The 16,783-nt window shown below is 66.2% G+C and carries 24 protein-coding genes; 19 read left to right on the forward strand and 5 right to left on the reverse strand.

Annotated features, from left to right (window positions below; all coding sequences use genetic code 11):
* Positions 1-2: 2 nt before the first annotated feature.
* The gene (locus B1A78_RS06155) at positions 3-308 is read left to right on the forward strand and encodes a hypothetical protein (protein ID WP_077146116.1); all 306 of its coding nucleotides are present in this window, start codon (positions 3-5) and stop codon (positions 306-308) included.
* A gap of 50 nt (positions 309-358) precedes the next feature.
* Here B1A78_RS06155 and B1A78_RS06160 read toward each other — a convergent pair whose 3' ends face one another.
* Positions 359-1,027, reverse strand: a complete 669-nt coding sequence (locus tag B1A78_RS06160) for a S24 family peptidase (protein WP_077146117.1) — start codon at positions 1,025-1,027, stop codon at positions 359-361.
* Between the two features lie 125 nt (positions 1,028-1,152).
* Between B1A78_RS06160 and B1A78_RS06165 the strand changes: the two genes are divergently transcribed.
* Positions 1,153-1,410: a hypothetical protein gene (locus tag B1A78_RS06165; RefSeq protein WP_077146118.1), complete on the forward strand. Its 258-nt coding sequence runs from the start codon at positions 1,153-1,155 to the stop codon at positions 1,408-1,410.
* Positions 1,407-1,733 carry a hypothetical protein gene (locus B1A78_RS06170; RefSeq protein WP_256837500.1) on the forward strand — a complete coding sequence of 109 codons (327 nt, stop codon included), beginning with the start codon at positions 1,407-1,409 and terminating at the stop codon, positions 1,731-1,733. The genes B1A78_RS06165 and B1A78_RS06170 overlap by 4 nt, the downstream gene beginning before the upstream one ends.
* Positions 1,734-1,761: 28 nt before the next feature.
* Here B1A78_RS06170 and B1A78_RS06175 read toward each other — a convergent pair whose 3' ends face one another.
* A complete protein-coding gene (locus B1A78_RS06175) occupies positions 1,762-2,568 on the reverse strand; it encodes a hypothetical protein (RefSeq protein WP_077146119.1) in 807 nt (268 codons plus the stop codon).
* Between the two features lie 19 nt (positions 2,569-2,587).
* Complete coding sequence (locus B1A78_RS06180; RefSeq protein WP_077146120.1) at positions 2,588-3,811, reverse strand: TIGR04063 family PEP-CTERM/XrtA system glycosyltransferase; 1,224 nt, start codon at positions 3,809-3,811, stop codon at positions 2,588-2,590.
* 66 nt (positions 3,812-3,877) lie between these two features.
* On the opposite strand from B1A78_RS06180, the gene B1A78_RS22570 reads away from it, so the two are divergent.
* The 10 genes from B1A78_RS22570 (at position 3,878) to B1A78_RS06225 (ending at position 11,286) form a co-directional block, all read left to right on the forward strand.
* Complete coding sequence (locus tag B1A78_RS22570; protein WP_179101993.1) at positions 3,878-4,036, forward strand: hypothetical protein; 159 nt, start codon at positions 3,878-3,880, stop codon at positions 4,034-4,036.
* Positions 4,029-5,411, forward strand: coding sequence for a putative O-glycosylation ligase, exosortase A system-associated (locus tag B1A78_RS06185; RefSeq protein WP_077146121.1), 1,383 nt, complete (start codon positions 4,029-4,031; stop codon positions 5,409-5,411). The genes B1A78_RS22570 and B1A78_RS06185 overlap by 8 nt, the downstream gene beginning before the upstream one ends.
* A gap of 37 nt (positions 5,412-5,448) precedes the next feature.
* Positions 5,449-6,471, forward strand: a complete 1,023-nt coding sequence (locus B1A78_RS06190) for a DNA topoisomerase IB (protein WP_077146122.1) — start codon at positions 5,449-5,451, stop codon at positions 6,469-6,471.
* 16 nt (positions 6,472-6,487) lie between these two features.
* The gene (locus B1A78_RS06195) at positions 6,488-7,714 is read left to right on the forward strand and encodes a mechanosensitive ion channel family protein (protein ID WP_083733905.1); all 1,227 of its coding nucleotides are present in this window, start codon (positions 6,488-6,490) and stop codon (positions 7,712-7,714) included.
* 93 nt (positions 7,715-7,807) lie between these two features.
* Positions 7,808-8,266, forward strand: a complete 459-nt coding sequence (locus tag B1A78_RS06200; protein ID WP_077146123.1) for a MaoC family dehydratase — start codon at positions 7,808-7,810, stop codon at positions 8,264-8,266.
* Between the two features lie 67 nt (positions 8,267-8,333).
* Positions 8,334-9,515 (forward strand): acetyl-CoA C-acyltransferase, encoded by a 1,182-nt coding sequence (locus B1A78_RS06205; protein WP_077146124.1) that lies wholly within the window; start codon positions 8,334-8,336, stop codon positions 9,513-9,515.
* Between the two features lies 1 nt (position 9,516).
* Positions 9,517-10,101: a carboxymuconolactone decarboxylase family protein gene (locus tag B1A78_RS06210; protein WP_077146125.1), complete on the forward strand. Its 585-nt coding sequence runs from the start codon at positions 9,517-9,519 to the stop codon at positions 10,099-10,101.
* A gap of 20 nt (positions 10,102-10,121) precedes the next feature.
* The gene (locus B1A78_RS06215) at positions 10,122-10,412 is read left to right on the forward strand and encodes a putative quinol monooxygenase (protein WP_077146126.1); all 291 of its coding nucleotides are present in this window, start codon (positions 10,122-10,124) and stop codon (positions 10,410-10,412) included.
* A 4-nt stretch (positions 10,413-10,416) separates the two neighbouring features.
* Positions 10,417-10,869 (forward strand): DUF3617 domain-containing protein, encoded by a 453-nt coding sequence (locus B1A78_RS06220; protein WP_077146127.1) that lies wholly within the window; start codon positions 10,417-10,419, stop codon positions 10,867-10,869.
* A 33-nt stretch (positions 10,870-10,902) separates the two neighbouring features.
* Complete coding sequence (locus B1A78_RS06225; protein WP_077146128.1) at positions 10,903-11,286, forward strand: nuclear transport factor 2 family protein; 384 nt, start codon at positions 10,903-10,905, stop codon at positions 11,284-11,286.
* A 24-nt stretch (positions 11,287-11,310) separates the two neighbouring features.
* On the opposite strand, the gene soxR is transcribed toward B1A78_RS06225, so the two are convergent.
* On the reverse strand, positions 11,311-11,781 hold the full coding sequence (gene soxR / locus B1A78_RS06230; RefSeq protein ID WP_077146129.1) for a redox-sensitive transcriptional activator SoxR: 471 nt from the start codon (positions 11,779-11,781) through the stop codon (positions 11,311-11,313).
* Positions 11,782-11,868: 87 nt separating this feature from the next.
* Here soxR and B1A78_RS06235 point away from each other — a divergent pair, with 87 nt between their 5' ends.
* The 4 genes from B1A78_RS06235 (at position 11,869) to B1A78_RS06250 (ending at position 13,682) form a co-directional block, all read left to right on the forward strand.
* Positions 11,869-12,264 (forward strand): VOC family protein, encoded by a 396-nt coding sequence (locus tag B1A78_RS06235; RefSeq protein WP_077146130.1) that lies wholly within the window; start codon positions 11,869-11,871, stop codon positions 12,262-12,264.
* A 66-nt stretch (positions 12,265-12,330) separates the two neighbouring features.
* Complete coding sequence (locus tag B1A78_RS06240) at positions 12,331-12,795, forward strand: pyridoxamine 5'-phosphate oxidase family protein (RefSeq protein WP_077146131.1); 465 nt, start codon at positions 12,331-12,333, stop codon at positions 12,793-12,795.
* Between the two features lie 44 nt (positions 12,796-12,839).
* The gene (locus B1A78_RS06245; RefSeq protein ID WP_144037712.1) at positions 12,840-13,229 is read left to right on the forward strand and encodes a hypothetical protein; all 390 of its coding nucleotides are present in this window, start codon (positions 12,840-12,842) and stop codon (positions 13,227-13,229) included.
* 57 nt (positions 13,230-13,286) lie between these two features.
* Complete coding sequence (locus B1A78_RS06250) at positions 13,287-13,682, forward strand: YkvA family protein (RefSeq protein ID WP_083733908.1); 396 nt, start codon at positions 13,287-13,289, stop codon at positions 13,680-13,682.
* A 147-nt stretch (positions 13,683-13,829) separates the two neighbouring features.
* Here the strand turns inward: B1A78_RS06250 and B1A78_RS06255 are convergent, their stop codons facing one another.
* Positions 13,830-15,062 carry a polyhydroxyalkanoate depolymerase gene (locus B1A78_RS06255; protein WP_077146133.1) on the reverse strand — a complete coding sequence of 411 codons (1,233 nt, stop codon included), beginning with the start codon at positions 15,060-15,062 and terminating at the stop codon, positions 13,830-13,832.
* Positions 15,063-15,332: 270 nt separating this feature from the next.
* Between B1A78_RS06255 and B1A78_RS06260 the strand changes: the two genes are divergently transcribed.
* Entirely contained in the window at positions 15,333-15,590 is a 258-nt protein-coding gene (locus B1A78_RS06260) for a YjhX family toxin (RefSeq protein WP_077146134.1), read from the forward strand.
* A gap of 93 nt (positions 15,591-15,683) precedes the next feature.
* The coding region (locus tag B1A78_RS06265) for an ABC transporter transmembrane domain-containing protein (RefSeq protein WP_256837501.1) at positions 15,684-16,783 on the forward strand (1,100 nt) is incomplete at its 3' end.

The raw sequence follows: 16,783 nt of genomic DNA on the forward strand, positions 1-16,783 counted from the left end.
CCATGCGCGCGATGTTCCTCGTCCTGCTTTCCGCTCCGCTGCTCGGCGGCTGCGTCAGCACGGTCAAGACGATCGTGACCGCGCCGGTAAAAGCGGTCGGGCAGGTCGCCGACTGGTCGACCACCAGCCAGGACGAAGCCGACCGCAACCGCGGCCGCGAAATCCGCAAGCGCGAGGAGCGGCTGGGCAAGCTGACCCGCGAACGCGACAAGGCCGCCGAAAAATGCCGCGACGGCAAGGAAGAGCAATGCCAGCGCGCCGAAGTGCTCGAACATGAAATCGAGGCAGAGATGGCCGCGCCTTATTGACGAGATTGTGGCACCGGGCCGGTGCCGCCTTCGCCATCAGGTGAAGAAAATCAGCGCACCCGCCGCCCGGTCCACACCACACGGCCGACGAGTTGCACCGCACCCATCGAAAGCTCGGGGTAGCTCGGATATTGCGGATTGTCGCTGATCACCGAAATCCGCCCCGGCCCCGGCGCGCGCGCGACGCGCTTCACCATCAGCACATCGTCCATGCGCAGCACATAGATGCCGTCGCGCAGCCGCGCCGCAGCATCGCCGCCATCGACCAAGATATCGTCGCCGTCGTTGAGCGTCGGCGCCATCGAATCGCCCTCGACGCGGATGATGCTGAGCGCACGCGGATCGGCGCCCAGCCCGCGCAGCCATTTGGGGTCGAAGGCGACCTCGCCCTCGACCGGTTCGCCGTCGATGCTCGCCCCCGCGCCCGCCGAGGCGCCGATCGCCAGCTTGGGCACCAGCACCATGTCGCTCGCCCGCGCGCGCGCCGGCGCCGCAACGCGCTGCACCGGCCCGCCGAGCATCGCCTCGGGCACCCCCAGATAGGCCGCGATGCGCGCCCGATCCTGTTCGGCGAGCCGCCGCGGCGACCCGCGCTTGATATATTGCTGGATATAGGCCGGGTTGCGCCCGATCTTTTCGGACAGCCGGACATAGTCGATACCGCGCTCGCTCAGCAGGCGGTCGAGTGCGGCGCGCGGGTCTTCGGCGAAATCGGCCATGGCTGGTCCTTCCTATTTCGCATCTAGCAATAGGAATTATCCTAGACAAGTAGGAAAATTACTATCAGATAGGATTTATCCTATCGGGTGAGTCGCCCGGCCGGGGACGCGATCAGGGAGGATATATGGAACCAGATTTGCTCAATCGGATCGAGGCCTTCCTGGTCGAATCGGCGATCCCGCAAAGCGTCTTCGGCCGCGAGGCGGTGGGAGACCCGCGCCTCGTCGCCGACCTGCGCGACGGACGCATCGCCGGACTTCGCATCATATGCCGCGTGGAACATTTCATGAACAAATGGCGCGCCGACCGCCGTGCCGGGCGTGTCGCTCCGCGCGGCGACCGGCGCCTCCATATGGTCCGCCACCCGGGGGCGGCGCGATGATGCGCTGGTCCCCCGTGCGCCCCGTCCGTCCGGGCTGCCCGCACCGCCGCCTGCACCGCCTGCTCGCGCGCGAATTGCCGCATGGCGTGCGGATCGGCGCGTCGACCTTGCGGCCGTGGGCGAGCGCCAATTTCGTCGGCGCACGCCATCTTTTCCCCTGCATGGTCGGGGACGGAGATGTCGCGGTTCTGCGACCGTTGTTGCAGGCGCGGCTCGAAACGATCGAATGGCGCCTGCCGGGCCATATCGTCGCCGACCTGGTCGTCGAAACCGCCGAGCAGGAGTCCGGCCTGCGGATCGAAATATTGACGGTCGAGGATTGACCCCTTCCCGCTCGCCGGAGGGAAATAGCTAACCCAGCGCGCGGTTGCTCATGCGCTGCAGCGTGCTCAGCGCCGCTTCGAGCGCGAAATCGGGCTGCTCGATATCCTCGTTGGCGGGGACCGGCGTGGCGGCCGCGGCCTGGCGCCGCTGCGCGAGCCCCGCCTCGAACCGCGCGACCATCGCGCCCAGGCTGTTGTCGACGCGTTCGGGCATCGCCGGGCGTTTGATCTCGGCGGGCTGCAGCCAGGGCGCGTCGGCATCGTCGTCGGCATAGTCGACCGGCGCGAGGTCGGCGAGCACCAGCTCATCCTCGTCCTCGGCCCGATCCATCGGCGCGAGACCATAATCCCCGGCCTCATCCGCCACGGGCGTTGCCAGCGGGCCGAGCCCGCCGACGGGCAGGTCGCGGCCGGCGCGGATCGGGGGACGCGGCGCATCGTCGGGATGCATGTCGGCGCGGCGGCGCGGCAGCACCGCCTCGGCCTCCGCCTCGCGCTTCGCACGCGCCGAGACGCGGCGATTGAGCTGGTCGTTGCCGCGGACCGCAGGCTTGGCGATCAGCAGCGCGACGAGGCCCGCGAGCAGCGCGGCTATCGTCGCCATGCCGATCGCGAGCGCCAGCCGCCCGGCATTGCCCACCGGCGGCAGGAAGAAATCGGACAGGCGGTCGAGATACAGGTTCCAGCTGATCCCCGCGACCCAGGCGAGCGGCATCACCGCCGCGAACAAAAAGGTCAGCGCCCCGGCACCGATCACCGCGGGCAACGCTGGCCGCACGCCCTGCCACAGCGCAGCAAGCGTCTCGCGTCCGGGCTTTTCCTGCTCTTCGTCCATATCGTCCCAACCTGTCGCGTCAGGCCGCAAGCGATGCAGAATCGCGTCGCAGCAGTCGCTGGTAAACGGGCTCGTAACGTAAAATGTTTGACGACCAGTTACGATGTTTTTCCACAAAAATCCGTGCGATGCGGCGCTGCGCGTCCCAATTTTCGCGCGCGGCGAGCAATCCGGCCAGCGCATCGGCGATCGCGGCGGGGTCGTCGGGCGCGAAAAGCGTCCCGGTCACCCCGTCCTCGATCAGTTCGCGATGCCCGCCGACATCCGACGCCGCGACCAGCTTGCCCTGCGCCATCGCTTCGAGCGGCTTCAGCGGCGTCACGAGGTCGGTCAGCCGCATCTTCTTGCGCGGATAGGCGAGGATATCGATCAGCGAATAATAGCGCTCGACCTGGCTGTGCGGCACCCGGCCGACGAAATGGATCCGGCTCGCGACCGGCGATGCCGCCGCCTGCGCCTTCAGCGCTTCTTCCATCGGGCCGCCGCCGACGAGCAGCAATTGCGCCCCCGGCTGGGCTTGGGCGAGCGCGGGCATCGCCGCGATCAGATCGTCGATCCCCTCATAATCATAGAAACTGCCGATGAAGCCGATCACCGCGTCGCCCGTGCCGAGCCCGAGCTCGCCCGCCAGCGCCGCATCGCGCGGCGGCGGATCGCCGAACAACTCGAGGTCGACGCCGTTCGGCGACACCACGATCTTGTCCGCCGCGACCCCGCGCGCGATCAGGTCGCCGCGCAGTCCGTCGCAGATCACCGCGACCGCGTCGGCCGATTTCACCGCATGCGTTTCGAGCTGGCGGGTCAGGAAATATTTGGCGCTCCCCTCGCGCCCGGTGCCGTTGCCGACCGCCGCGTCCTCCCAAAAGGCACGGATCTCGTAAATCACCGGAATGCCGAGCCGCTTGCCGACGCGCAGCGCCGCCATCGCATCGAGCACCGGCGAATGCGCATGGAGCAGGTCGGGCTGCCATTGCTTCACCAAGGCTTCGACGCGCGCCGCGAGCGCGCCGATTTCGCGCCATTCGCGGATCGGCGAACGTGCCGGCGCGATCGGCGGCGTGCGGTAAAAGGTCAGCCCGTCGACGGTCTCGCCATCAGGGCCTTCGTCCGGGTGGCGCACGCCGGTGACCCCGGCAACCTCCCACCCCTTCGCGACCTGCGCCTTCATCAGCGCGCGGGTGCGGAAGGTATAGCCGCTGTGCGTCGGCAGGCTGTGATCGAGGATGTGGAGAATGCGGGTCATGACCTGTGCTCATATGGCACACAAGGCTTAACGCGCCGTCAACCCGGATGGCTTAGGGCCGCATCCATGGTCGACAATTTCTCCATCGGGCTCACGCATGTGCTGCTGGCGATCGCCTTGTGGCGGATGCTGTACCGCGACGATCTCGACCATGAAGTCAGCCCGCGCATGCTGTGGCAGCGGCGCCAGGACGAAGCGGCCAAGAAGGAGAGCGGCGATGCGTGACATCGCCTTCGTCGCCTTTCTCTTCGCCTTCATCGGGGTCGGCTTTCGCAAACCGTTCCTGTTCGTGCTCTGCTTCTGCTACATCGACATCGTCGCGCCGCAGCGGCTCTCCTATTTCCTGATCAACTCGATCCCGATCTCGCTGATCGTCTTCGGGCTCGCGATCGCCGGCTGGCTCGCGGTCGACGACAAGCGCGACACCCGCTGGTCGGCGCGGCAATTCCTGCTCATCGCGCTGCTCCTCTATTGCTGGATGACGACATCCCAGGCCGATTTCCCCGTCGAGGCGCAGGAAAAATGGAGCTGGGTGTGGAAAGCGCTCGTCTGGGCGATCTTCCTGCCGCTGACCCTGCGCACCAAATTGCGCATCGAGGCGCTGACCCTCGTCATGCTGCTCTCGGCGGCGGCGATCGCCATCGCGGGCGGTATCAAGACCGCGGCGGGCGGCGGCGGATATGGCCAGCTCCAGCTGCTGCTCAACGAAAATTACGGCCTTTACGAAGGGTCGATCATGTCGGCGGTCGGCATTTCGATCATCCCGCTGATCCTCTGGTACCGCAAGCATGGGACGATTTTCCCGCCCGACTGGCGCGTCAATCTCTTCTGCTTCGCGCTGGTCTTTGCCTGCGCACTGCTGCCCGTGGGGACGCAGGCGCGCACCGGACTCGTCTGCCTCGTCATCCTCGTCATCCTGTCGCTGCGCGCGGTGAAGCACCGCTTCCTCTATGCTGCCGGCGCCGGCCTGCTCGCGATCGCCGCGATCCCCTTCCTGCCGCAAAGCTTTACCGAGCGGATGGAGACGATCCAGAATCATAAGGCCGATCAATCCGCCTCGACGCGCGTCGCGGTGTGGGCCTGGACCTGGGAATATGCCAAGGACCATCCCTTCGGCGGCGGGTTCGAGGCCTATATCCAGAACCGCGTCCGCGTCGAAAAGGCGGCAAGCGCCTATGACCCCAACAAGCCGCAGGAGGCCGAACCCACGGTCTATGAGGAAAAGGGCCGCGCCTATCATTCGAGCTATTTCGAGATGCTTGGCGAACAGGGCTATCCGGGGCTCGCGCTCTGGCTGCTGCTCCACCTCACCGGGCTGATCCAGATGGAGCGGCTGCGCCGGCGTTACCTCAAGACGCGCCGCGCCGAGGAGCAATGGATCGCGCCGCTCGCGACCGCGCTCCAGCACGGGCACATCACCTATCTCATCGGCTCGCTGTTCGTCGGCATCGCCTTCCAGCCCTTCATCTACATGATGCTCGCGCTGCAGATGGGCCTTTCCACCTATGTGCGTCGCCGCGAACGCGAAGCCGGCTGGCGCCCGCTCACCGCGCGCCCGGCGCAGGTCCCGACGCGCCATCCGGTGGTGAGTTCGAGCTAGGCCGGAACCATCTGCGGGGCCGGGGCGCTATCCCCCCATGGCCGCCCAGACCTCCGCCGCTCGCCTCATCCATGTCGACGACAGCCTGCCCGGCATCGGCCGCGAGCGCGTCGGCGATGGCTGGCGCTATCGCGACGCCAAGGGCAGGATCATCCGCGACGCCGCCGAAATCCGGCGCTTGAACGCGATCGCGCTGCCCCCCGCCTATGAAGACGCCTGGTATTGCCCCGCCCCCAACGGCCATATCCTTGCCACCGGTTACGACGCGCGCGGGCGCAAGCAATATCGCTACCACCCCGACTTCCGCCTCGCGCAGGAGGCCGACAAATATGACCGCTGCGCCGCCTTTGGCCACGCCCTCCCCCTGCTCCGTGCGCGGCTTGAGGAGGATCTGAACCGCCGCACGCTGTGCCAGGAACGCGTCGTCGGCGCCGTCGTCCGCCTGCTCGACCTCGCGGCCTTGCGCGTCGGCAACGAACAATATGCCGCCGCGAACAACAGCTTCGGTGCCACCACCCTGCGTCGCCGCCACGCGAAGCTCACCGGCAAGTCGCTGCGACTCAACTACCGCGCCAAGGGCGGCGCGAAGCGCGAGGTGGTGGTCAGCGACCGCAGCCTGACGACGCTCGTCCGCCGGCTCCAGGACCTGCCCGGCCAGCATCTCTTCCAATATCAGGATGACGACGACATCTGCGCGGTCGGCTCGGACGATGTGAACGCCTATATCCGCGACGCGATGGGCGGCGCGTTCAGCGCCAAGCATTTCCGCACCTGGACCGCCAGCGTCGAGGCCTTCGCCTATCTCTACGACGCCGCCGAGCCGCCGACGCTCAAACAGCTTTTGCAGCATGTCGCCGACCGCCTCGGCAACACCCCCGCGATCGCCCGCAAGGCCTATGTCCACCCCGCGATGATCCTCGCGGCACAGGAACGCGGCGACTTCGCGGCCGAGGTCGGCCAACTGCCGCGCGCGACCCGATATCTTTCGCGTTACGAACGCGGCTTTTTGACCTATCTGGAGCGCGCGCCCGACGCGGCCGAACTGCTCCGCTCCGCCTGACCGACAAAGGACTGACGTGACCTCCTCCCTGCTGACCGCCGCCAAAAGCGCTGCCACCAAGGCGGCCCCCGCCGCCGCGAACAATCCGCTCGACGACCTGCGCTATTGGTGGGACGCGAGCATTGCCTGGGTGAATACGCATTGGTTGCAGATCGGCGTTGCGGTCGCCGCGGGCCTGCTCATCTATTTCCTGCTCTCGCTCGCGCGCCGCTTCGCGCTCAAACATGCGCAATCGGCGACGAGCGACTATTCGATCAGCCACATCGCCGGGCGGGTGATCCACAAGACCAAGTCGATCGTGCTCGCGATCGTCTCGATCCGCCTCGTCGCGGGCTATGCCCAGCCGCCGTCGCTCATCCTCAACACGATCCAGGTGATCTTCACCGTGGCGGTGGGCTTGCAGGTCGCGATCTGGGCGCGCGAAATCATCCTCGGCCTGATCCAGCGCCGTGCCTCCGAAGGGCATAACGAGACGCTCAACAATGCGATGGGCATCATCCGCCTGCTCATCAGCTTCGCGCTTTTCTCGATCGCGGTCATCGTCGTGCTCGGCAACCTCGGGGTCAATGTCACCGGCCTGATCGCGGGCCTCGGCGTCGGCGGCATCGCGATCGGCCTCGCCGCGCAGGGCATTTTCTCCGACCTGTTCGCGGGGCTGACGATCATCTTCGACCGCCCGTTCCGCAATGGCGAGACGATCAAATGGGACAATACGATCGCGACGGTCGAGCGCATCGGGATCAAGAGCACGCGGCTGCGCTCGGTCAATGGCGAGTTGCTGATCGTCTCGAACACCAATTTGCTGGGCAAGGAGATCGCCAATTTCGCGCATCTCCACCGCCGCCGCGTGACCTTTGCGATCGGCGTGATCTATCAGACCACCCCCGAAATGCTGCGTGCGCTGCCCGCGCTGCTTGAGGAACAGGTCAAGGCGGCGGGCCATGATTTCGTGCGGTCGAGCTTCACGACCTTCAGCGCCTCCAGCCTCGATTTCGAACTGCTCTTCGACGTCCACAGCGAAGATTATAACGAGGTCGCGGCCGCCCGCACCGACGTCGCGGTGCGCGTCTTTGCGGCGATGAGCGCCGCGGGCTATGAATTTGCCTATCCGACGCAGACGAGCTTCACCGCCGCCCCCGACGGGACGCTGGTGCTGCCCTATGCCGACGACCAGCCCGAACCCGCCAGGGCCGAGTCCCCCAAGCCCCGCGCGCGCAGCGGCAAGGCGGCCAAACCCGGCTGACGCTACGGCGGCGGGCACGTCGGGCTAGGCCCTTGTGCAACGCCGCAAGACAGGCCTAGAACGCGCCCCGAACAGTAATAGAGGGGATGGCATATGGCCACGATCACGCCGCAGGAATTGCAGACCAAGGTCGGTCAGAACATCGGCACGTCCGAATGGGTGCTTGTCGATCAGGACATGATCAACAAGTTCGCCGACGCCACCGGCGACCATCAATTCATCCATATCGACGAGGAAAAGGCCAAGCTGACGCCCTTCGGCGGCACGATCGCGCATGGTTTCCTCACGCTCTCGCTGATCCCGATGCTCGGCGCGAAGACCGACAGCCCGAAGATCGACGGCATCAAGATGGGCGTCAATTACGGCGGCAACAAAGTCCGCTTCCTCGCCCCCGTGCGTTCGGGCAAGCGCGTGCGCAGCCATGTGAAGCTGCTCGAGCTCGACGAAAAGCGCCCCGGCCAGTGGCAGCAGACCAACGAGATCACCGTCGAGATCGAGGGCGAGGAAAAGCCCGCGCTGATCGCCGAATGGATCACGCAGTTTTTCATCTGATCCCGACAGAGATTACCCGCCGACCTCCCCCGAAAAGATAACGGCACCTAGCAGAAGGACCTCTATCATGCGTGACGCAGTCATCGTTTCCACCGCCCGCACCCCGCTGACCAAGGCGGCGCGCGGCTCGTTCAACAACACCCTCGCCCCGACGCTGGGCGCCCACGCGGTCCGCGCCGCGGTCGAGCGCGCCGGGGTCGAAGGCGGCGAGATCGACGACGTCCTGTTCGGCGCCGCGATGCAGCAGGGGTCACAGACGATGAACGTGGCGCGCCTGATCGCGCTGCGCTCGGGCCTGCCCGTCACCGTCCCCGGCATGTCGATCGACCGCCAGTGCTCGTCGGGCCTGATGACGATCGCGACCGCCGCGAAGCAGATCATCGTCGACCGGCAGGACATCGCGGTCGCCGGCGGCATCGAGTCGATCTCGAAGGTCAGCGGCAGCGGCAAGGTGTTCATCGAAACCGATGCCGAGCTGATCGCGATGCACAAGGACACCTATATGCCGATGATCGGCACCGCAGAGGTCGTCGCCAAGCGCTACAACATCAGCCGCGAAGTGCAGGACGAATATTCGCTCCAGTCGCAGCAGCGCACCGCCGCCGCGCAGGCCGCGGGCAAATATAACGACGAAATCATTGCCTGCCCCGCGACCATGGCGGTGGTGAACAAGGAAACGAAGGAAGTCACCTTCAAGGACGTCGTCGCCGACAAGGACGAGTGCAACCGCGCCGACACCACGCTCGAAGGGCTCGCGAGCCTGAAGCCGGTGATGGGCGAAGGCCACACGATCACCGCAGGCAACGCCAGCCAGCTCGCCGACGGCGCCTCGGCGTGCGTCGTGATGGAAGCCAAGGTTGCTGAAAAGCGGGGCTTGCAGCCCCTGGGGCGCTATGTCGGCATGGCGGTCGCGGGCACCGAGCCCGACGAAATGGGCATCGGCCCCGTCTTCGCGATCCCCAAGCTGCTCGAACGCTTCGAACTCAAGATGGACGACATCGGCCTCTGGGAACTCAATGAAGCCTTTGCCGTGCAGGTCCTCTACTGCCGCGACAAGCTCGGCATCCCGAACGAGCTGCTCAACGTCAACGGCGGCTCGATCTCGATCGGCCACCCCTTCGGCATGACCGGCGCGCGCTGCGTCGGCCACGCGCTGATCGAGGGCAAGCGCCGCGGCGTGAAATATGCCGTCGTCACCATGTGCATCGGTGGCGGCCAGGGCGCAGCGGGCCTGTTCGAGGTCTTCTGATTTGCGTCTGAATGCTCCGCGTATCGAGCCGGTCGACTTGGGCCGGCTCGATGCCGACCAGCGCGCCGCGCTCGAACCCTTCCTTGCCACCGAGGGTGGCAAGGTCGGGGGCGGCAAGATTCTCAACATCTTCCGCACCCTCGCGCACGCGCCCAAGGCGATGACCGCCTTCCTCGGCTGGGGCAATTATATCCTGTCAAGGCGCAGCGCGCTCAGCCCGCGCGACCGCGAACTCGTCATCCTGCGCACCGGCTATAATTGCCGCTCGGGCTATGAATGGACCCAGCACAAGCGCATCGGGCTCGACTGCGGCCTGACCGAAGCTGAGATCACCCGCATCAAGGCCGGCCCCGACGCCGAGGGTTGGAGCGACCTCGACCGCACGATGCTCCGCGCGACCGACGAGCTCACCGCCGGTCATTTCGTTTCCGACGCCAGTTGGGCCGCGCTCGCGCCGCTCGGCGACAAGGGCCGCATGGACCTTGTCATGACCGTCGGCCAATATACCCAGGTATCGATGATGCTGAACAGCTTCGGCATCCAGGTGGAAGAAGGCTGGACGGTCGACCCCGACCTCAAGGCCTGACGCGATAAGGAGAGAATATTATGAGCGGTATCGGCATCATCGCGACCCTGCGCGTGCAACCCGGCAAGGAAGAAGAGTTCGAGGGCGTCTTCGCCGAACTCGCCCCTGCGGTCGCGGCGAACGAGGCCGGCAACAGCTATTACAAGCTGTTCCGCACGGGCGAGACCGGCGTCTACAAGGTGCTCGAATGCTATGACGACGAAGCGGCGGTCGAGGCGCACCGCGCGTCGGACCATTTCCGCTCGATCGGCGCCAAACTCGGCCCGTGCCTCGCCGGCGCGCCCGAGATCGAGAAGCTCGCGGCGGTCTGACCCGGTGCACGGCGCGGCGCTCCTGATCCCGCTTGCCCTGGCAGGAGCCGCCGCGGCAACCGTCCCCGGACCGCAGGCGGGCCGCTGGACGCATGTCACCCAGCTCGTCAGCGCCGATATTCCGGGCGTCCCCGAAACGCTGGTCCGCGCCGCCGACAAGCGCGAGCCGCGCACGACCTGCCTGACCGCCAAGCAGGCCGCCACCACGCCGCAGGTCCTGCTCCACGCGCCGGGCGCGACCTGCTCGTCGCGCAGCTACACACTGACCGCGGGAAAGATCCGCGGCCAGTCGGTGTGCCGCGTAAAGGAACTCGAAACCCCGGTGAAGACGATCACCACCGGCACCTACACCGCCAAGGGCTATGTCACGCGCAGCGTCACCACCGGCACGCGGGGCGGCCGCCCGCTCAAGGTCGTCACTGCGACCAGCGGCAAATGGCTCGGCGCCTGTCGCTGACGCAGGATTGCAATCGAACCGAAAGGACCCCCGATGACCGATGCCGTGACCGCCGCCCGATCCGTCTACGCCGCCTTCGCCGCCGCCGACATGGCCGCGCTCGCCGATCTGCTCGCCGAGACCGAGTGGCATGAGGCCGAAGGCATGCCCTATGGCGGAGTATGGACCGGCATCGGCGAGATCGCGCAAAATGTCTTCGGCCCGATCGGCGCCGATATCCCCGATTTCACCGCGATCCCCGACGAACTGCTGCCGCTCGGTGACGACCGCGCGATCGCCTTCGGCTTCTATCGTGGGCGCGACGGCGCGGTCGCGACCCCCTTCTGCCATGTGTGGACCGTGGCCGACGATCGCATCGTCCAATTCGTCCAATATGCCGACAGCCATCTCTATCGGCAGCAGACCGGGCTGCTCTGATCCCTCTGCCCTGCGGCTGAAAATTCACCGCCGCTCCGCAATCTCCCCCGACCGGTCGCCCATCAGGTAGCGCGGCCCCGCGCCGCGCTGCGCCGCCTTGTCCTCGCGGTTATAGAGTCCGCATTTCTTCAAGGACAGGCACCCGCAACCGATGCACGCGCCGAGCAATTCCTGCGTCCGCTCGAGCGCCGCGATCTGCGCGGCGATCCGGGCCTGCAGCCCGCTGCTGATCCGCGCCCAGTCGGCGGCATTCGGCGTGCGCTCGGCGGGCAGCCGCGCGAGCTCGCCGGCAATCTCCTCGAGGCTCAGCCCCAATTGCTGCGCGATCAGGATGAACGACACGCGGCGGATGTCGGCGCGCAGGAAGCGCCGCTGCCTGCCGCCGGTGCGCAGCGCTGCGACCAGCCCCTTCGCTTCGTAGAAACGGATCGCCGACACCGCGACCCCCGTGCGCGCCGCCAGCTCGCCGATCGCGATCAGGTCGGTCCGGTGCATCACATGCTCCCTCGAAAAGCGCTTGATCTAAACCTCACTTGAGCTTTCATAATTCGCTGCGTCAACCCGAATCACGAAAGACGAACCATGACGCACCCCTTCATCGAACATGTGAACCTCACCGTCAGCGACCCCGACCGCAGCGCGGGCATCCTCTCGGCAATCTTCGGCTGGCACGAACGCTGGCGCGGCCCGGCGCGCGACGGCGGCCGCACGATCCACCTCGGCAGCGACGCCGCCTATGTCGCGCTCTACACCGGCCCCGACGGCGAGCATGCCGACATCGCCTATCCGAAGGGCGAACCGCTCAACCATCTCGGCGTCCAGGTCGACGACCTCGACACGATCGAGATGCGCGTGAAGGCGGTCGGCCTCGTCCCCTTCAACCATGGCGACTACGACCCCGGCCGCCGCTTCTATTTCCTCGACCCCGACGGCATCGAATATGAAGTCGTCAGCTATGCCGAGCCGCGGCCGCGCTGAACGGCGGCAACGACGGGGCTTCTCTTGCGTTGGGCCATCATAACCCTTTGAAAGAGGAGCCTCCCCATGAGCGACGACATCAAGAAAGACTTCTGGAAAGCATTGAACGCCAGCCCCTATGTCATGGTCGGCCTGAACGGCAACGACGCGCATAGCGTTCCGATGAACGCGCAGCTCGACAAGGACGCCAACAGCGCCTTCTGGTTCTTCACCGCGACCGACAATCGCCTCGCGGCGGGCGGCCCCGCGATGGCGCAGTTCGCGTCGAAGGGCCATGACCTCTTCGCCTGCATCGCCGGCACGCTGCGCACCGAAACCGACCGCACGATCCTCGACAAGCTGTGGAACAACAGCATCGAGGCCTGGTACGAAGGCGGCAAGAGCGATCCCAAGCTCGTGCTGCTCCGCTTCGACCTCGACAATGCCGAAATCTGGACCGCCGACGCCAGCCTCAAGGGGCTGTTCAAGATGGCGACCGGCATGACGATGAAGGAAGGCGAACTCGGCAAGCACGCCGAGGTCGCGCTCTAACAGCGCGCTGGACACGCGTCCCATAGGCCGTGATAAGCGAGCCTATGGGAGCGTGGCTGGAGCGTCATTTCGCATGGAACGGCAGGACGAGCCGCGACGGCTATCGCCGCTGGTTGCCCTTGATCATCGCCGTCGAAATTGCCTCCTTCTGGGGTGTCGCCGCATATGGGCGACGCGGCGTTATCAACGTCGCTGATTTCGGCTGGTGGGGCCTGCTCCTCTTGGCGATATGGCTTCCCTACGCCATCTGCTGGAACTTGCTGACCGCCCGAAGGTTGAGGACTGCCGGCATAACCCGTCGTTGGCTGCTCATTCCGGTTTTCGTTCAGGCTCCGATCGGTGACAGCCTCTTTACGGTCGGCACCGCGGCGATCGTCATTTTGATCGTCGTCGCGGCCTTAGCCGACGATGCAGAGCCAGTCACGATCGCCTAAGTCGTCGATCGCGCTTTTCGCTTGGACGCCGAAGCCGACCGGCTAAGGGTGGCCGCAATGACCGGCAAATCCCTTTCCGAACGCATCGGCGATCTCGGCCATCGCCTCGCCGTCGAGGCGCACGCCGCGTGGCTCGCCGCGCGCGATCCCCGCGTGCCCTGGCCCGCGCGCATCCTCGCGATCATGGTCGCGGCCTATGCGCTGTCGCCGATCGACCTGATCCCCGATTTCATTCCCATACTCGGCTGGCTCGACGACCTCATCCTCGTCCCGCTCGGGCTGTGGCTCGTCCGCCGCCTGATCCCCGACGCGCTCTGGGCCGACCTCCACGCCGCCGCCGAAGCCGCCGCCGACCGCCCGTCGAGCCGCGCCGGCATGGCGTTCATTCTGCTGCTGTGGGCGGGATTACTCTATATCGTCTATTGGAGCGTGCGGGTCTCACCTTGGCATTGAGCCGCACATCCCCTCCCGCAAGCGGGAGGGGCAGCGAGACTTGCGAACTTGTTCGTTAGTCGCAGCGGGGTGGGCTGTTGCAACGCTGCTGGCCCACCCCCGACCGCTCCCGCCTGCGGGAGGGGAGAATTGGTCACGCGACTGGAATCACCCCCCGTTGGCACGGATCCACTCTTCGACCACCGGCGCGATATCCTCGCGCCATTTCTTGCCGTTGAAGATGCCGTAATGGCCGACGGTCTTGGCCATCAGATATTGCTTCTTCTCGGCGGGCAGGTTCTTCGCGAGCGTCAGCGCCGCCTTGGTCTGGCCGATGCCCGAGATATCGTCGCGCTCGCCCTCGATCGCGAGGATCGCGATATCCTTGATCGCGCCCAGGTCGACCGTCTGGCCGCGGTGCAGCATCTCGCCCTTGGGCAAAAGGTGGCGCTGGAACACGACGTCGACCGTCTGGAGATAGAATTCTGCGGTCATGTCGCACACCGCGCGATATTCGTCGTAGAATTCCTTGGTCTTGTCGGCGCTCTCGCCGTCGCCCTCGACCAGATGTTTGAACATCGACCAATGGCTCATCATGTGGTTGCCGAGGTTCATCGACATGAAGCCCGCGAGTTGCAGGAACCCCGGATAGACGCGGCGCCCGGCGCCGGGATACCAGGCCGGCACGGTCACGATGACATTTTCCTGGAACCAGGCGTGCGGGCGCGTCATCGCATGCTCGTTGACCGCAGTCGGCGCCTTGCGCGTGTCGATCGGCCCGCCCATCATCGTCAGCGTCGCGGGGCGGCACTTGTGCTTGTTCGCCGCCATCACCGCTGCGGCGGCAAGGCTCGGCACCGATGGCTGGCACACCGCGAGCATATGCGCGCCCGGCCCGATATGCTCGAGCCACGAGATCAGATAATCGATATAATCGTCGAGATCGAACTTGCCCGCCGACAGCGGCGCGTTGCGCGCGTCGCGCCAGTCGGTGATCCACACGTCATGCCCGGGCAGCATGCGTTCGACCGTTCCGCGCAGCAGCGTCGCATAATGGCCCGACATCGGCGCGACGATCAGCAGCTTGGGCGCGCCTTCGCTGCCCCCATCTTTTATGTGCCGCTTGAAATGCTTGAGCTGCCCGAACGGCTTGCGCGCCTCGACCTTCTCGGTCACCCGCACCGCCTCGCCGTCGACGATCGTTTCGTACAGCTCGAACCCCGGCTTGCCGCGCGGCGCGGCGGCATGCGCGAACACCTCGAGCGCCGAAGCGAAGGCGGGGCTGCCGCCGAAATAGCCGAGCGGGTTCGCGGGATGCTGGATCGCCTGCGCCCCCGCGGTCGCGAGCGCGCTTGCCCCCGCGAGCCAGCTCTTCTGCATGTCAAAGGCGTGATACAGCATATGCGACTAATCCTTGCGTTGCGCGGCGCTCTGCCGGCGCCTGTGTTGCTTCGCAGTCTAGGCGTTCCGCTTCATTGTGCAATGCATCATAACCATTGCAGCGTCCGATAATTGTCCATATCCTGGGCGCACGGCGCCGTTTTGCGCCGCTGGAGTGTATATGACCGAGATTGCGGGCAACCGCTAACATCCTGGCGAAACAGGATGAATCGTCCGTGCCGACCCTGATGTCGGCGCGCGATCCTTGTTGCCAATTTCGGACAAAATCTCATGAATATCTCGAAAGCGGAACAGCGCGTGCTTCACGTGCTGGCGCAGGGCGGTGCGATTCGGCATCGCCGCGGCGAAGACGGCCGCCTCGTCGAGGCGCTTTGCGTCACGCGCGACGGCTTCATCCTTGCGGGCACCGGCCTGTCCTTGTTCCACCGGCTGCGCCGGCGCGGTTTCATCGCCTCGCATGGCGGGGCGCCGTATCGCATCACGCCGGCCGGGCTTCGTGCGGTGCGCGCGCAGCTCGACAATCGCTAAAGCCCCATAATGTGCGCTGGCTTCACACTGCTTGAAGCCAGCGCATCATTCTGCGCCGTTGAGCGCGCCCCGCGCCGCTGCTAGGGCCGGACCATGGCGACAAGATCAGACCAGACGGCCACCGCTTCCCCGGCAACATCGGACAAGCGCCCCCGCAAACTCGGCAGCCTGCGGATGATCTGGCGCTATGCCAGCCGCTATCCGCTGCAACTGCTGATCGCCGCGGTCGCACTCGGCGTCGCGGCGCTCGCGACGCTCGCCATCCCCTGGCAGTTCAAGGAAATGATCGACAGCGGCTTCGTCGCCGGCGGCGGCGACGTCGCCCCGCATTTCCGCCTCTTCTACGTCATCGTGCTGCTGCTCGCGGTCGCGACCGCGCTGCGCTTCTATTTCGTCAGCTGGCTCGGCGAACGCACCGTCGCCGACATCCGCCAGGCGGTGCAGCAGAATTTGCTCCGTCTCGCCCCCGGCTTTTTTGAGGAAAACCGCCCCTCCGAAATCGCCTCGCGGATGACGTCGGACACCACGGTGATCGAACAGGTCGTCGGCACCACCGTCTCGGTCGCGCTGCGCAACACCGTGATGGGCATCGGCGGCATTATCTACCTCTTCTCGCTCTCGCCCAAACTCACCGGCGGCATCCTGCTCGGCATTCCCGTGATCATCCTGCCGATCGTGCTGCTCGGCCGCCGGCTCCAGAATGTCTCGCGCTCGAGCCAGGACCGCGTCGCCGACATCGGCGCGACAACGTCCGAGCAATTGGGCGCGATGAAGATCGTCCAGGCCTTCGGGCAGGAAAGCCGCGAGGCCGAACGCTTCACCCTGGCGGTCGAGAATAATTTCGCCACCGCCAAGCGCCGCATCCGCCTGCGCGCGATCATGACCGCAATCGTCATCGGCCTGCTCTTCGGCGCGATCACCACCCTCCTCTGGTACGGCGCCGCCGGCGTCGCCGCGGGGACGATCACCGGCGGCACCATCGCCGCCTTCGTGCTCACCGGCGGCTTGGTCGCGGGCGCCTTTGGCGCGCTCACCGAGGTCTATGGCGACCTGCTCCGCGCCGCAGGCGCCGCCGAGCGCCTCTCCGAACTGCTCAACGCCGAACCGAGCATCGCCCCGCCCGCCAACGCACGGCGCTTCCCCGATCCGCCGCTCGGGACGCTCGAATTTCGCCAGGTCGAGTTCCGCTACCC

The sequence above is a fragment of the Sphingopyxis sp. KK2 genome (assembly GCF_001990265.1).
Classification (GTDB): domain Bacteria; phylum Pseudomonadota; class Alphaproteobacteria; order Sphingomonadales; family Sphingomonadaceae; genus Sphingopyxis.

What these genes read in the sequence shown, in the direction of transcription:
- B1A78_RS06240 (WP_077146131.1), top strand. Translation starts at nt 12,331, where the DNA reads ATGAGCGACGACATCAAGAAAGACTTCTGGAAAGCATTGAACGCCAGC.
- B1A78_RS22570 (WP_179101993.1), top strand. Translation starts at nt 3,878, where the DNA reads ATGGTCGACAATTTCTCCATCGGGCTCACGCATGTGCTGCTGGCGATC.
- B1A78_RS06165 (WP_077146118.1), top strand. Translation starts at nt 1,153, where the DNA reads ATGGAACCAGATTTGCTCAATCGGATCGAGGCCTTCCTGGTCGAATCG.
- B1A78_RS06170 (WP_256837500.1), top strand. Translation starts at nt 1,407, where the DNA reads ATGATGCGCTGGTCCCCCGTGCGCCCCGTCCGTCCGGGCTGCCCGCAC.
- B1A78_RS06155 (WP_077146116.1), top strand. Translation starts at nt 3, where the DNA reads ATGCGCGCGATGTTCCTCGTCCTGCTTTCCGCTCCGCTGCTCGGCGGC.
- B1A78_RS06160 (WP_077146117.1), bottom strand. Translation starts at nt 1,027, where the DNA reads ATGGCCGATTTCGCCGAAGACCCGCGCGCCGCACTCGACCGCCTGCTG.
- B1A78_RS06175 (WP_077146119.1), bottom strand. Translation starts at nt 2,568, where the DNA reads ATGGACGAAGAGCAGGAAAAGCCCGGACGCGAGACGCTTGCTGCGCTG.
- B1A78_RS06180 (WP_077146120.1), bottom strand. Translation starts at nt 3,811, where the DNA reads ATGACCCGCATTCTCCACATCCTCGATCACAGCCTGCCGACGCACAGC.
- B1A78_RS06235 (WP_077146130.1), top strand. Translation starts at nt 11,869, where the DNA reads ATGACGCACCCCTTCATCGAACATGTGAACCTCACCGTCAGCGACCCC.
- B1A78_RS06225 (WP_077146128.1), top strand. Translation starts at nt 10,903, where the DNA reads ATGACCGATGCCGTGACCGCCGCCCGATCCGTCTACGCCGCCTTCGCC.
- soxR (WP_077146129.1), bottom strand. Translation starts at nt 11,781, where the DNA reads ATGCACCGGACCGACCTGATCGCGATCGGCGAGCTGGCGGCGCGCACG.
- B1A78_RS06190 (WP_077146122.1), top strand. Translation starts at nt 5,449, where the DNA reads ATGGCCGCCCAGACCTCCGCCGCTCGCCTCATCCATGTCGACGACAGC.
- B1A78_RS06215 (WP_077146126.1), top strand. Translation starts at nt 10,122, where the DNA reads ATGAGCGGTATCGGCATCATCGCGACCCTGCGCGTGCAACCCGGCAAG.
- B1A78_RS06245 (WP_144037712.1), top strand. Translation starts at nt 12,840, where the DNA reads ATGGGAGCGTGGCTGGAGCGTCATTTCGCATGGAACGGCAGGACGAGC.
- B1A78_RS06250 (WP_083733908.1), top strand. Translation starts at nt 13,287, where the DNA reads ATGACCGGCAAATCCCTTTCCGAACGCATCGGCGATCTCGGCCATCGC.
- B1A78_RS06255 (WP_077146133.1), bottom strand. Translation starts at nt 15,062, where the DNA reads ATGCTGTATCACGCCTTTGACATGCAGAAGAGCTGGCTCGCGGGGGCA.
- B1A78_RS06205 (WP_077146124.1), top strand. Translation starts at nt 8,334, where the DNA reads ATGCGTGACGCAGTCATCGTTTCCACCGCCCGCACCCCGCTGACCAAG.
- B1A78_RS06200 (WP_077146123.1), top strand. Translation starts at nt 7,808, where the DNA reads ATGGCCACGATCACGCCGCAGGAATTGCAGACCAAGGTCGGTCAGAAC.
- B1A78_RS06185 (WP_077146121.1), top strand. Translation starts at nt 4,029, where the DNA reads ATGCGTGACATCGCCTTCGTCGCCTTTCTCTTCGCCTTCATCGGGGTC.
- B1A78_RS06260 (WP_077146134.1), top strand. Translation starts at nt 15,333, where the DNA reads ATGAATATCTCGAAAGCGGAACAGCGCGTGCTTCACGTGCTGGCGCAG.